The 12,510-nt window shown below is 62.0% G+C and carries 14 protein-coding genes and 1 tRNA gene; 5 read left to right on the top strand and 10 right to left on the bottom strand.

The window, feature by feature from the left end:
• The first annotated feature begins 3 nt into the window (after window positions 1-3).
• The 3 genes from JXA24_01865 to JXA24_01855 all read left to right on the top strand — a co-directional run bounded on the left by JXA24_01865 (window position 4) and on the right by JXA24_01855 (window position 2,212).
• Entirely contained in the window at window positions 4-612 is a 609-nt protein-coding gene (locus JXA24_01865) for a hypothetical protein (GenBank protein ID MBN1282501.1), read from the top strand.
• 15 nt (window positions 613-627) lie between these two features.
• The gene (locus JXA24_01860; GenBank protein MBN1282500.1) at window positions 628-1,149 is read left to right on the top strand and encodes a hypothetical protein; all 522 of its coding nucleotides are present in this window, start codon (window positions 628-630) and stop codon (window positions 1,147-1,149) included.
• Between the two features lie 298 nt (window positions 1,150-1,447).
• Window positions 1,448-2,212 carry a hypothetical protein gene (locus tag JXA24_01855; protein ID MBN1282499.1) on the top strand — a complete coding sequence of 255 codons (765 nt, stop codon included), beginning with the start codon at window positions 1,448-1,450 and terminating at the stop codon, window positions 2,210-2,212.
• Window positions 2,213-2,236: 24 nt separating this feature from the next.
• Here JXA24_01855 and JXA24_01850 read toward each other — a convergent pair whose 3' ends face one another.
• Genes JXA24_01850 through JXA24_01830 form a run of 5 tightly spaced genes read right to left on the bottom strand, consistent with a single transcriptional unit; the run spans window position 2,237 to window position 5,927 of the window.
• Window positions 2,237-2,608: a LapA family protein gene (locus tag JXA24_01850; GenBank protein ID MBN1282498.1), complete on the bottom strand. Its 372-nt coding sequence runs from the start codon at window positions 2,606-2,608 to the stop codon at window positions 2,237-2,239.
• A gap of 13 nt (window positions 2,609-2,621) precedes the next feature.
• The gene (locus JXA24_01845) at window positions 2,622-3,116 is read right to left on the bottom strand and encodes an HIT domain-containing protein (GenBank protein ID MBN1282497.1); all 495 of its coding nucleotides are present in this window, start codon (window positions 3,114-3,116) and stop codon (window positions 2,622-2,624) included.
• Window positions 3,116-3,400, bottom strand: coding sequence for an integration host factor subunit beta (locus tag JXA24_01840; protein MBN1282496.1), 285 nt, complete (start codon window positions 3,398-3,400; stop codon window positions 3,116-3,118). The genes JXA24_01845 and JXA24_01840 overlap by 1 nt, the downstream gene beginning before the upstream one ends.
• Window positions 3,401-3,441: 41 nt before the next feature.
• A complete protein-coding gene (sppA, locus tag JXA24_01835; GenBank protein MBN1282495.1) occupies window positions 3,442-4,317 on the bottom strand; it encodes a signal peptide peptidase SppA in 876 nt (291 codons plus the stop codon).
• Between the two features lie 20 nt (window positions 4,318-4,337).
• Window positions 4,338-5,927 (bottom strand): 30S ribosomal protein S1, encoded by a 1,590-nt coding sequence (locus tag JXA24_01830; protein ID MBN1282494.1) that lies wholly within the window; start codon window positions 5,925-5,927, stop codon window positions 4,338-4,340.
• Window positions 5,928-6,207: 280 nt separating this feature from the next.
• Here JXA24_01830 and JXA24_01825 point away from each other — a divergent pair, with 280 nt between their 5' ends.
• The gene (locus JXA24_01825; GenBank protein MBN1282493.1) at window positions 6,208-7,260 is read left to right on the top strand and encodes a hypothetical protein; all 1,053 of its coding nucleotides are present in this window, start codon (window positions 6,208-6,210) and stop codon (window positions 7,258-7,260) included.
• Here the strand turns inward: JXA24_01825 and JXA24_01820 are convergent.
• The 5 genes from JXA24_01820 to pgsA form a co-directional block, all read right to left on the bottom strand.
• A complete protein-coding gene (locus JXA24_01820) occupies window positions 7,257-8,450 on the bottom strand; it encodes a DegT/DnrJ/EryC1/StrS family aminotransferase (protein ID MBN1282492.1) in 1,194 nt (397 codons plus the stop codon). The two genes, JXA24_01825 and JXA24_01820, sit on opposite strands and share 4 nt — an antisense overlap.
• Before the next feature lie 483 nt (window positions 8,451-8,933).
• Window positions 8,934-9,776, bottom strand: a complete 843-nt coding sequence (locus JXA24_01815; protein MBN1282491.1) for a nucleotidyl transferase AbiEii/AbiGii toxin family protein — start codon at window positions 9,774-9,776, stop codon at window positions 8,934-8,936.
• A complete protein-coding gene (locus JXA24_01810; protein MBN1282490.1) occupies window positions 9,773-10,357 on the bottom strand; it encodes a hypothetical protein in 585 nt (194 codons plus the stop codon). Before JXA24_01810 ends, JXA24_01815 begins: the two co-directional genes overlap by 4 nt.
• Window positions 10,358-10,779: 422 nt before the next feature.
• Window positions 10,780-10,851 (bottom strand) — tRNA-Gly (locus JXA24_01805).
• A gap of 208 nt (window positions 10,852-11,059) precedes the next feature.
• A complete protein-coding gene (gene pgsA / locus JXA24_01800; protein ID MBN1282489.1) occupies window positions 11,060-11,653 on the bottom strand; it encodes a CDP-diacylglycerol--glycerol-3-phosphate 3-phosphatidyltransferase in 594 nt (197 codons plus the stop codon).
• Window positions 11,654-11,745: 92 nt separating this feature from the next.
• Between pgsA and JXA24_01795 the strand changes: the two genes are divergently transcribed.
• Window positions 11,746-12,510 (top strand): FAD-dependent oxidoreductase (locus JXA24_01795; protein MBN1282488.1); only part of this gene is annotated, 765 nt, incomplete at its 3' end.

Here is a 12,510-nt window from a genome sequence, read left to right as displayed (position 1 = left end):
ATGATGAGCGCAGGCCAACTCTACAGCAACTCGAACCAGCCGGCCGGTTACCCGCCGCAGCAGGGCTATGCACAGCAGCAGGGGTACGGGCCTCAGCAGGCCCTCTCCCAGCCCCCTGCCTTCACGCCGGTGACCCTGCCGAACCAGCCCATGACCCCGCAGGGCGGACCCAACATCGACATCGACTGGGCCCCCAAGAACGAGAAGTTCATGCAGGGCTACATGTGGGGCCAGTTCGGGCTCCAGGCCGGCGGCATGCTCAACGGGCTGGCCAACATGCTGTGCAACTACGGCCTTGCGAACAAGGCCATGGAAGCCCAGGTCGATATCGCGACCAAGTACTACGAGGTCCAGGACAACATCGCATCGTACCAGCTGGAGGCCTCGCTCGCCCAGATCGGCGTGCAGGAGAAGGCGATCGACGCGCAGACCAGGATGCACACCGAGCAGTGCCGCCACGAGGAGAAGATGGCCAAGCTCGACGGCAACACCAAGGCGAGGCTCGCGGCCATTGCGGAGAGCGGCAAGAACGAGCGCGCGAAGATCTTCTCGGTGACCGACGCGTTCAGCCGCTCGGGGTGGGATCTGGGCAGCCCGGCGATAGCAGCTTGAGAGAGGGAGAGACCAATGACAGCAGCGAATCCAAACCTGGCGGTCAGCATGCCGCAACCCCCAGCGAACATAAGTGGCCTTGTCTTCGCTGAAACGATGGAGACTCCGGCCGCCGATGCCGGCCTGTCCGGCATGGAGGGCATAGCGGCGGGCAGCTTCGCCATGAGCGCCGGCTCCGCGATCGCAGGGATCTGCTCGAGCATAATCGGCTACGTGCAGGGCAAGAAACAGATGGAGTCCCAGAGGGATTCGCAGATCAGCACCCTGGATCACCAGGACAAGATGGCCGGAATCCAGAAGGAGATGGTGAAGGATCAGGCCATCTGGCAGGAGAAGGGTATCGCCGCCAAGGTCGACGGCCAGAAACAGTACAACGCGGCGGTCGAGGAGAGGGCCAAGGCCGAGAGCCAGCTCAAGGTCGTGAAGGCCAGGATCGAGGAGAAGAAAAAGAGCGAGAAGACCGGCAAGCTCGACACCAAGGCGGTGGATCGGCTCTTCCGCGGCAAATACTCCTTTGGCTCGCCGGTCGGCTTCTGAGCCGATCGGATCAACGGACGCACAGGGGATGACTCGCTCATCCCCTTTTCTTTTTTGACAACCCTAACTCTCCGATTTATTATGCGTTTTGTAATTTATCGACCTCTGGTGTCGGCGGGTCGCTGAACTCTGTTGAGCGGCGTGTGAATTCGCCGCGAAACAATAGCCTTATGATGAACGCGGCGAAGAGACGCAGGCGAGCGAGCGGCGCCTGAGCGAACGAGCCGTAGCGAAACAGAGTTCAACGACACGACGACATCCTGCCGACAGGCAGAAATAAGAAATTAAGGAGCCGGATATGGCCCTGCATCTCGATCAGTTCGACGTAATGGAGTACCTCTGGAGCACGCTCGAGAAGAGCCCCGACGGCAGACACCTGCGCTACACCGAGTTCGACGTGGAGCAGCTCTGGGCCATGGGGTTCGTGGACACCGCCCGCATCAACATGCAGGAGTGGAAGGCGATCTTCGAGCCCATGCGGCAGGCGGACGGCACATTCCTGCTCACCCGCGACCAGTTCATGTCGCTGGACCGCTGGCGCTACAGGGGCGAGATCCGCATCCCGTTCGACGCGATGATGATAAACGAGGGCAAATACACGGACGACGGATTGGACGAGCTTGTCGAGGCCTCTATCGCGCCCTCGTGCATTCTGCCCGAGGCGGAGCTCAGGGCCTCGGTCGAGAAGCTGAAGGAGGAGTTCCGCGGGCCCGACGGCCTCATCCTCGTCAAGGGTCCGGCCAAGACCAGGATCAAGAAGCTGCTCGACAAGTACCCCTCCCCGCTGCGCAACCTCGAGATCCTTCTCAACCACATGCTCAAGACCAAGGGCGAGGAGGTCCACGATGCGGTGGAGCGCGCCGAGATCGACGCGGTCTCGGCTGCCGCCGCGATGCAGGCCTCCTCCTTCACCGCCGCGCCCGCAACGAGGGTCGAGGCGAAGGCGGAGGGGCTGCGCGCCCTGGAGAAGGCCCGAAGGACGGAGAAGGCGGCCGAGGCCGAGGGCAAGCCCAAGACCGAGCTCAGGAAGATCCGCAGGTCTGTGAAGGGGATGCGGGGGTAGTGAATAAACCCTGCATGCCGCTCCTCAGGATGACACGCCGGGATTTTTGATTTTCTCTTCCTCGGGCAACTCTGCGGGCTTATCGGACAGCTGCCGCACAACCGAGAGCTCGCGCTCGAGCTGGCGGATCTTCTTGTTCTTGGAGCGGATCTCGAGCGTCTTGAAGAACGACGGCAGCGCCTCCAGCAGCGCGATCGTGATCATGCCGGTGCAGAACGCGGCCAGGATCACGAAGCCCATGGGCAGCGGCGTCGACTGGACCGCCAGGATATAAGGTATGCTGAACTTGAAGACGACCCTGTAGCCGAAGACGTCGCCGCCCAGATTGCAGTAGACGAAGTTGAGGAGCGTGAAGAAGAGAACCGCCATCACGAGCGCGAAGATCAGCCGTTTCATCGATCCCCCCTTTTCACCGGCCGATGGCCGAGAACCCGTCGATCAGACGGGCGTAGGTGTCCTCGAGATACTCCGGCATGCACTTCGTCTCGCCCAGCACGGGCAAGAAGTTCGAGTCCCCCCGCCACCTGGGGACGAGGTGCATGTGGATGTGGTCGGCGACGCCGGCGCCCGCGACCGCGCCGATGTTTAGCCCTATGTTGAACCCCTCCGCCTCCATCGCGTCGCGCATTATCCGCACCGCGTGCGCGCAGACGGAGAGCATCTCCCGGTGCTCCGCCGCCGCCAGGCCTCCCAGCTCGCCCTCGTGCCTGTAGGGCACCACCATCATGTGTCCGTTGTTGTAGGGGTAGCGGTTCATGACCGCGTAGCAGCTCTCGCCCCTGTGGAGGATGAGCCTTTTGCGGTCGTCGCCGGGCGCTGCGAGCTCGCAGAAGATGCAGCCCGAGCCCTTGTCGCGAAGCTCCTCTATGAACTTCATGCGCCAGGGCGCCCAGAGGCGTTCCATCAGGCCCCCTTGTTGACGCGCTCGCGCAGCTCCTTGCCGACCTTGAAGAAAGGCACGTGCCTCTCGCCCACGTCGACCGACTGTCCGGTCTTTGGGTTGCGGCCCATCCTGGGCTTTCGCACGCGGACCTCAAAACTCCCGAAACCGCGGATCTCGATGCGCTCGCTGCGCCCCAGGGCGTCGGTCATGCTGTCGAAGACGGTGTTGACAATCACCTCCACGTCCCTCGCGGCGAGGTTTGGCAGCTTCTTTGAAAGCATCTCGATCAGATCGCTCTTGTTCAAGGCCGTCCTCCTTTCATCGCAGTTCGGTTGAGATCGTCCCCCTACATCTTCATCGCAGGCCGCCAGTGATCGTCGGCGGATGCCGCGAGCGAGCCGGCCGCCCCCCCCGCCGCCTCCATCATCCTCTTTATCCACCCTCCGCGCTTTTTGGGATAGGAGAGCTCCGGCTCGCCCTTTATCCCGCCCAGCTCCGCCGCGAGCTTTATGGCCTCGGCGAAGCCGCCGGTGCCGTCGACGAGGCCGAGCTCCACGGCCCGCGTGCCTGTGAACATCCTGCCGTCGGCGAGGGCGTCGACCTTCTCCATCGGGAGGTTCCTGGCCGCGGCCACCGTGCCCTTGAACTGCTCGCGCAGCTCGTCGAGGACTCCCTGCAGGATCTCCTTTTCCTCGGGGCCGAGCGGCCTGTCTATGGAGCCTATGTCCTTGTACCTGCCGCTCTTGAGCGTCTCGACGTCCACCTTGGCCCACCGGAGCAGATCGCCTATGGCCACGTGCTCCATCCTCACGCCGATCGATCCGGTGATCGTGCCGGGGTTGGCGAGTATCTTCGTGGCCCCGCAGGCCAGGTAGTACCCGCCGCTCGCGGCGATGGACCCCATGGAAGCGACGACAGGCTTGACCTCGGCGAGCAGCCTCACCGCCTCGAGAATCTCCTGCGAGGCGCCGACCGAGCCGCCCGGCGTCTCGATGCGCAGCACCACCGCCTTCACGCCGTCGTCCCTCTTCATCGCAGCGATGTCCCTGACCGCGTCGTCGGCGGAGATGATCGGCCCCTTCACAGTGATCACGCCGACCCTGCTGCCGAACACCGACGAGTCGCGGCCCGCGACCGCGCAGAAGGCCGCCATGCCGGCCGCGAACGCCGTCACGGCCGCTCCCGCGAGGATGACGATGAGGATGATCCACCGGCTGCGCATTGAGCTCCCCCGGGGTGACTCTACTCGGCCGCCTTCTTCTCAGCGGGCGCGAGCACGAACCTGCGGTCCTTCGGGTTCGTGAGCCTTATCACGACGTCCAGCTCGTCCCCCGCCTTGAGGTCCCGGCCGCCCTCCGCCTCGGGGATCAGCCCCTCGACGCCCGGCTCCAGCTCCACGACCGCGCCGGCCCCGCTCTTTGAGACCACCTTGCCGTGGGCGCGGCTGCCCTCGTTGTACGCCGACTTGATGCGGTCCCACGGGTCGTCCTTGAGCTGCTTGAGCCCGATGGAGAAGCGCTCGTTCTGCGGGTCGACGTGCAGCACGATCGCCTCGACCTCGTCGCCCTTCTTGAAGAGCTCGGAGGGATGCGCGAAGTTCTGCACCCATTCGATGTCCGATATGTGGATGAGGCCGTCGATCTCGCCGTTGACGTCCACGAACACGCCGAAGTCGGCGATGTTGCGGACCGCGCCCCTGATCTTGCTGCCGATGGGGTACTTATCGCTTATCTGCTCCCAGGGGTTCGGCTCGATCTGCTTGAGCCCCAGCGATATGCGCTTGTTCTCGAGGTCCACGTCGAGCACGATCGCGTCGACCGCGTCGCCGACCGACAGGACCTTCGAGGGGTGCTTGACCTTCTTCGTCCAGCTCATCTCGGAGACGTGGATCAGCCCCTCGACCCCGTCGGCCAGCTGCACGAACGCGCCGTAGTCGGTGAGGCTCGTCACCTTGCCGGCGACCCTGGAGCCTACGGGGTAGGAGCCCTCCACGTTGGCCCACGGGTCGGGCATGAGCTGCTTGAGGCCGAGGCTGACCTTCTGCGTCTCGGGGTCGAACTTGAGCACCGCCACGCGGATCTCGTCGCCCACCGAGAACATCTCCGAGGGATGGTTGATGCGGCCCCAGGTCATGTCGGTCACGTGGAGCAGTCCGTCGATGCCGCCGAGGTCCACGAACACGCCGTAGTCGGTGACGTTCTTGACGATCCCGTCGAAGACCTGCCCCTCCGCGAGGTTCTGCAGCGTGGCCTCGCGCATCGCCACCCTCTCCTTCTCGAGGATGACCTTGCGGGACAGCACCACGTTTCCGCGGCGCTTGTTGAGCTTGATGATCTTGAACTTGTAGGTCTGGCCCACGTACCTGTCGAGGTTGCGCGCGGGCCGGAGGTCAACCTGCGAGCCGGGGAGGAATGCGCGGACCCCGATGTCCACGGAGAGGCCGCCCTTGACCTTGGACACGACCGTGCCCTCGATCTCTCCGTCCTTCTCGCTGATCTCCGAGAGGACGTCCCAGGTGCGCATGGCGTCCGCCCTCTCCTTGGAGAGGATCATCATGCCCTTCTCGTTCTCGATCGTCTCGAGGAGGACGTTTATGTCGTCGCCCGGCTTGGCGGTGATCTCGCCGCGAGGATTCTTGAACTCCTCGATGGGGATCTGCCCCTCGGACTTGAACCCGATGTCCACGATCACGTAGTCGCGCGTGATCCCGACCACCTTGCCCTTGATGATCTCCCCCTGCTTGAGGCTCACCTTCTTCGCGCTCTCGTCGAAGAGCCTCGCAAACTCGGTGTTTTTCTGGATTTCATTCGGTTCGATATGGACGGCGCACATTCTTGGAAATCCTCCTTTTCCTTTTTAAATTAACACCTTGTGGTGTTTTTGAATTCGGTGCGCGAACTTAGATTCACAGCCCGCTTTTGTCAAAGGATTTGTTATGTTTCTTGAAGGGTTAACCGGGAAAAAACAAGATAACGGTCATCTGCGGAGTTAAAGCGTTCCTTGAAAAATTGAGTTGTTTTTCATGCAAATAGGACTCCGGTCGAAAACCCCTTCAATTCCCTCGCCATCGGCCCCCGCTTCATATATCCTCGCGCAATGATCCGGGGGTATCATGCCTGATAATAACAATGATATCAGCATAATGGACGTGACGATCAGGGACGGCAGCTACGCGGTCGACTACAGCTTCACCGCCGCGCAGGTCGCCCGGATCGCCGGCGCCCTCGACCGGGCGGGGATCGATTACATAGAGGTCGGCCACGGCTGCGGCATCGGCGCGGGCGAGAGCCTGGGGCTTTCCCCCGCCGCCAGCGACGCGAGCCAGGCGGAGGCGGCCAGGGGGGCGGTGAAACGGGCGAAGATCGGCGTCATCGCCGGCGCGGAGCGGATCACGAAACAAAGGGACATCGACTCCGTGATCGACCTCGTGGACTTCATGCGCTTCTTCACCAGCTGCGCCACCCCCCGCGGCGTGGAGGCGAACATCTCCTACGCGAAGGGAAAGAGGCCCGCCCTCCCCGTGTTCCTGCAGCTCACGAACTCGACGAGGAGGCCCGCCGCCGCGCTCGTCGAGGCGGCGCGCATGGCAGAGGACATGGGCGTCGAGACGATGTACATCGTGGACACGGCGAGCCACTTCATGCCCGACGAGGTGTTCTCCCTCGTCTCCGAGATAAGGTCCCGCTCGAGCATGGGCGTGGGCTTCCACGGCCACGACGGGCTCTGCCTCGCCGTCGCCAACACGATCGCCGCGGCGAGGGCGGGCGCCGCCTCCGTCGACGGGAGCCTCAGGGGCATAGGCAGGGGCAGCGGCAACGCGCAGCTGGAGGCGGTGGTCTCGCTCATGCACCGGATGGGCAAAAAGCGCTCCTGCAACCTCGACGCCCTGACGGCGGCCGCGGCCGAGCACGTGGAGCCGATCATGCCGCCGCGCCGCGGCGTCTCCGGCCCGGAGCTCGCCATGGCCGACGCCAACATCTCGCTGTACCCCGTTCCCCTCTTCCTCGAGATCGCGAAAAAGGCCGGCGTGAGCTTCGCGGCGCTGGTGCGCGCCCTGGGCGACATGGAGGCGGTCGCCGAGGTTGAGATGGAGGACCTGCGCAGGGCGCTCGCGAGGCTCGGCGCCGAGCCCGGCGAGGCGCTCCGAGACTTTGTGCGGGATTAGGCGCCCAGCTCCTCGATGAGCGCCCGGCAGATGAGGCGGACCTCGTCGTCCGAAAGGCCTGTGTGGAAAGGGAGCAGCGTGAAACGGCCGTCGAGCCTCTCGCTCTCAGGGAGGCTCGTTCTGACCGCCTCGTATATCTCCTGCATGTGATGGACGTGCCACATCCCCAGGTGGATGCTGTGCCTGGCGTAGAGCCTTCGCGCGAGCTCCCCGCGGTCGTCGCAGGCGACCGCGTAGTGAGTGACCACCGCCTCCTCCCCCGCGTCCTGGAGGACCGCCTTCCCCGACTCGGCCAGCGGCGCGAGGGAGGCGTCGTAGAGCGCCTTGAGCTCGCGCCTCCTCGCGAATATCTTCTCCCTCTTGCCCAGGCGCGCGAGGGCGATGGCGGCGTTGATGTCGTTCATCTTGATGTTAGCGCCGAACGCGTCGAGCACGCCGATCTCCCTGAAGCTCATGCCCTGGTACGCGATCGTGAGCGCGCGGGAGAGCAGCCACCCGTCGTTCGTCGACAGGATCGCGCCTCCGAGCCCGGTGATCACCTTCGAAGTGGCGAGCGAAAACACGGTGAAACCCCCGGGGCCCACGTTGACCACGCCGGGCCGAAGCCCCCGGAGCGTCGACCCGACCGCGAGGGAGGCGTCCTGGACGAGCGGGAACTCGTAGCCCTTTCTCCTGAAGAGCTCCGCGACGGGCGCGATGTCCACGAACCGGTTGAGGTGCGTGATGATCACGGCCTTCGTCCTGGGCGTCACCGCGGCCTCGATGAGCGCGGGGTCCATGCAGAAGGTGCGCCCGTCCACGTCCACGAACCTGGGCGCCGCCTGGGCCATGATCACGGCGTTGGGGACCCCCACGTAGTTGAGCGAGGTGGTGATCACCTCGCCGCCCGCGACCCCGATCGAGCGGAGCCCGGCGAAGATGGCGCCGGTGGCAGAGGCGAAGCCGCCGAGAAACAGCGGGACCTCGGAGACGCCGCGCTCGCGCAGGAACGAGGCGACGAGCGGATGGTCGGGGCCGATCCCCTCCCTGAGGAAGGCGGCGAAGGCCTCGGCCAGCCGCTGGATCGGGCCGTTCGGCCGCGGCACGAACGCGACGTAAGGCAGCGCCTCGCGGTCCGAAAGGAGCGCTGACACCGCCTCCGTCTCCTCGCGGCCGAGGTCCGGGTCTATGAGCCTGAGTTCTCTGTTCATGTCGGCGAATCTAGCACATCGGAGGGAAATGAAAAGGGCCCCTGTCTGAAGCCGCCCCGCCGCATCAATGGGATTGTATTTCCCATGTGATCCAGGCACCTCTTCGCCCCGCCGAAATTCGAAATAAGCACGAAGACGCGGCCCTAGAGCCGGCCACGGTTGCAGCCCTTAAAAAAGTGCAACCGGAGTTGCAGCGGGGTCTGCCCGCCACAGTTTTATTTGCCTGCGTTTTCGATGCCTGTCCAATAGCAGTGGCGGGCGTCTGTCTGTTATAATTGTCTTAATTCAGCCAGCATGTTGCAGAACAGGGCACCTTGTTCGATGGCATCGTCCAAGGCAACGTGGGAGTGAGGCAGATCGTCAAACCAGTGTTTTGGCATGTTTCTCTTTACACATGACCGATACGGCTTCTTAAGAAGGGCCATGGCCAGCGTCTTGATATCCAGCGCGGAGTGCGAAAACGGACTGACGTAAATTTCAGGCTTATCGTTTCCTTCCATATATATTCCCCAGCATCGTGTTGATAACGGTTATGACGTCCTTCAGATTGCCCGGCGCATCCTCGATCTTCGTCTTCCTGATAAAAGGTGCCCAATACCCCTGCAGCAGATCCATGGTTGCCGCATCAAAGGCAATCGCGGTCTTGATCTCAGTCTCCCGCTTTTTGAAAGTATCGCTGATGCTCGATTTCAACAGCGACTCATCCAACTCCTCCGAAAGCACCAGCTTGTACATGTCATAGTAATCCTTCATCCGTGTATTTGCACCCGCGCGCTTTATGGCGATATGGAGCTTCTCCGAAAATATGCTCTCCAGCGGATAGACGAGAATATCGAAGTCGGCACCCACAAGAGGCTCGTCTTTGTATCGAATGCGCTCGATATGCATCTTTCTCGCCTTGACCACGTCACCTGTTGCAAAGTCCATCCTCACCAGGCCCTTTGATTTGCACAGCATGAAGGGGCACTTGATCCTGTAACCCGGATAATCCATCTCGGGATGATCAAGGGAAACGCCGGTGGGCCTTGCCCAATCGATGCCGTCATCGAGCCGGATCTTCAAAATCCTGTCTATCAGAGAAAGCACGTCTTCCAGCGTGTTGCCGATTCCCATGACAGAGAAATCCAGATCGCGGGTCCGCCGCTCGGTCTCTAAGATATATGTGAGGAGAGTCCCGCCCTTGAAGACCATGCGGTCCGCATAGGGCGATGCGCTGAGCCTGGCGAGAAACTGCTCGGAGCCGAAGCGATTGAGGAGCTCCTGCAGATCGATCCCCTCTTCACGCGAGATATTCAAGAGCTTTGCCTTGAGGCTTTCAATGTTCATTGGTCTGCCAGAAAAATGGTTATGATCTCATCAAGTGGTTTTCTCATCTGCCTCGCATATCCGGTCAGTTTGTTCAGGTCTTTGTCCTTCATGCGCAGATAGCTTCTCAGCGCCTTGTGCGCAACATCGACGGGTAGATATTTGAATGCGTCAACGACCGACTTCTCCTTATCGTATATCCGCACCTGCCGTCCCCCGACCTTATGGCGCTCAATCCCCAGTGAATAGCAGCGCCCAGAGGGGTATATGATCCGATATTCCCGGTTCACAACCCGATGTTTCTGTGGAAACGCCAGCCACACCTTGCGTTCCTCCTCGTCTGTCAGATTGTAGTAAGTGAGAGCCGACACCCCGCATATGACTGCATCCGAATAGAGTGCGCAGGCTGGAGCAAATCGCTTCAGCGAATCAGTGAGCCAATCGAGGTTTACCGTGTAGATACGCTTTGCAGGCCGATAGAGAACTCCCTGAGCTACCAGGCGGGAGAGGACCATCTTGCCCACACCCATGGCGTCGGCTTCATCAAGCGTGACAAAGTCATTCCTATTCAGAAATTTAAGTATCTTGTCCTTGGGCTGCATACCGACATGTTACTATACTTGATAAACTATTGCAACTATCGAATATGGTAACATTGTGTTTGCGGCGCCTAGGCGTCTTTGCGCTCCCGGCGATCGCGGTAATACAAACCCCGGAATCAAACAGGGTTGACGCTTCGCTCTGACGATAGATGTTATTCGTTCCTACGGAACTCTATTATAGCCTTTGTACGTTGATACCTATTTGATACCGGGGTTTCATTTGGGATTTGCCCCCTCCGTAGACGCCCGCCGACATGACTCCAAAGCGTCGGCGGTCACTCCGGGGAGCCGCCGCTCTAATCGCAGCGGGCTTCACAAATCAAGCCCGCTGCTCAAGATCGGCGTCAACCCGGACCCGTGCTCACAAAGCACCCATCCCCCACAAAAAGAAAGGACCCCAAAAACGGGGTCCTTTCTTTTTGAGCGGGAGACGGGATTTGAACCCGCGACGTCAACCTTGGCAAGGTTGCACTCTACCACTGAGTTACTCCCGCATTAAATTGTCAATCCGGAACGTTGCACTCTACCACCCCCGGCATCCGCATGATTTTTGCAAAGCAAAAATCATCTGCGGTGCCGAGGGCCCTCGGTCCCGCCTATGTTTTTTCGCAACGCGAAAAAAGCATGCGGGACCGGGGTGAGTTACTCCCGCAGATTTTCAACCAAAAAGAGGCGGGTGTGTAGCATCGGCACCCACCCGTGTCAAGCAGCCGCACCCCTGCACTTCAGGCCGGCAAGAAAGCCTGCCGCGTAATGGATCCCGGAGCCCAGCGACATGAGGACCGCGGGCACCATGAAGACCCAGCCGATGAGCCTCCACTGGATACCGAGGAACGGATAGTGCAAAAGAAGCCCCGTGCACGCCACGGCCACGAACACCGCCTTGTATTTCCCCCAGTGGCTCGCCGCGATCACGATCCCCTCGTCGATCGCGATGCCCCGCAGGGCTGTGACCGTGACCTCGCGGACGAGGAAGATCGCAACGAGCCAGGCAGGCATCCTGCCAAGCGGGATCAGCATTATGATGGCGACCAGGAAGAGCAGCTTGTCCGCGAGCGGGTCGAAGAACTTGCCGAAGGTGCTCGAGAGCCCCCTCCTCCTGGCGAGGTAGCCGTCCAGCATGTCGGAGCTCATGGCCACGGTGAAGAAGATGCCGGAGACCAGCGACAGCAGGCGGTTCGAGCGGTCGTCGAACGCGGAGTCGTCCATGAAGAGCATGAGGACGAAGAGCACGGGCACGGCCAGGAGCCTTCCCATGGTTATCCAGTTCGGGAGATTTAGATACGCGCCGGCCACACGACCCCCTCGGAGCCAGATGGCTCTATGTCCCCCACCGCCTTTTGTCAAAGAGATTGTAATACCTCGATATCTTTGATAGTTATCGCGCGATGGAGAGACGGTACGATTATCTGGTGATCGGCAGCGGGATCGCGGGGCTCACCTTCGCGCTGACTGTCGCGGAGAAGGGCTCGGTCGCCGTGATAACCAAGCGTGAGGTCGAGGAGGCGGCTACCTCCTACGCCCAGGGCGGGATCGCGGCGGTGGTCAGCGAGGTCGACTCGTTCGAGAGCCACATACAGGACACGCTCGGCTCCGGCGACGGGCTGTGCGACGAGGCGGTCGTGCGGGAGGTGGTGCGCGACGGCCCCGAGCAGGTCAGGCGCCTGCTCGAATGGGGCGTGCGATTCACGGGCGGCGAAAAAACGCCCTTCGACCTCACGAAGGAGGGGGGCCACAGCCATCGCAGGGTCCTCCATGCCGGCGACTTCACGGGCCGGGAGATCGAGCGCGCCCTCCTCACCGCCCTCTCCTCCCACAAGAACGTCTCCATCTTCGAGCACCACATAGCGGTCGACCTCATCACCACGGGCAAGCTCGGGATCGCGAGGAGGATGCCGGGCCGCTGCGTGGGCGCCTATGTGCTGGACATAAAGGCGAGGTCGATCGACCCGTTCGTCGCCCCCGCGACGGTCCTGGCCACAGGGGGCGCCGGCAAGGTCTACCTCTACACCTCGAACCCCGACATCGCCTCGGGCGACGGCGTCGCCATGGCGTACAGGGCCGGCGCCGAGATCGCGAACATGGAGTTCGTCCAGTTCCACCCCACCTGCCTATATCACCCGAGGGCAAAGTCGTTCCTCATCTCCGAGGCG

The organism is Pseudomonadota bacterium (assembly GCA_016927275.1).
Classification (GTDB): domain Bacteria; phylum UBA10199; class UBA10199; order 2-02-FULL-44-16; family JAAZCA01; genus JAFGMW01.
Note: the sequence above shows the minus strand (reverse complement) of the source record. Positions and strands in the feature narration are given on the sequence as shown.

Bases quoted from the DNA above. Each gene is read 5' to 3' on its own strand.
- JXA24_01865 (MBN1282501.1), top strand. From the start codon at position 4: ATGAGCGCAGGCCAACTCTACAGCAACTCGAACCAGCCGGCCGGTTAC.
- JXA24_01860 (MBN1282500.1), top strand. From the start codon at position 628: ATGACAGCAGCGAATCCAAACCTGGCGGTCAGCATGCCGCAACCCCCA.
- JXA24_01855 (MBN1282499.1), top strand. From the start codon at position 1,448: ATGGCCCTGCATCTCGATCAGTTCGACGTAATGGAGTACCTCTGGAGC.
- JXA24_01850 (MBN1282498.1), bottom strand. From the start codon at position 2,608: ATGAAACGGCTGATCTTCGCGCTCGTGATGGCGGTTCTCTTCTTCACG.
- JXA24_01845 (MBN1282497.1), bottom strand. From the start codon at position 3,116: ATGGAACGCCTCTGGGCGCCCTGGCGCATGAAGTTCATAGAGGAGCTT.
- sppA (MBN1282495.1), bottom strand. From the start codon at position 4,317: ATGCGCAGCCGGTGGATCATCCTCATCGTCATCCTCGCGGGAGCGGCC.
- JXA24_01830 (MBN1282494.1), bottom strand. From the start codon at position 5,927: ATGTGCGCCGTCCATATCGAACCGAATGAAATCCAGAAAAACACCGAG.
- JXA24_01825 (MBN1282493.1), top strand. From the start codon at position 6,208: ATGCCTGATAATAACAATGATATCAGCATAATGGACGTGACGATCAGG.
- JXA24_01820 (MBN1282492.1), bottom strand. From the start codon at position 8,450: ATGAACAGAGAACTCAGGCTCATAGACCCGGACCTCGGCCGCGAGGAG.
- JXA24_01815 (MBN1282491.1), bottom strand. From the start codon at position 9,776: ATGAACATTGAAAGCCTCAAGGCAAAGCTCTTGAATATCTCGCGTGAA.
- JXA24_01810 (MBN1282490.1), bottom strand. From the start codon at position 10,357: ATGCAGCCCAAGGACAAGATACTTAAATTTCTGAATAGGAATGACTTT.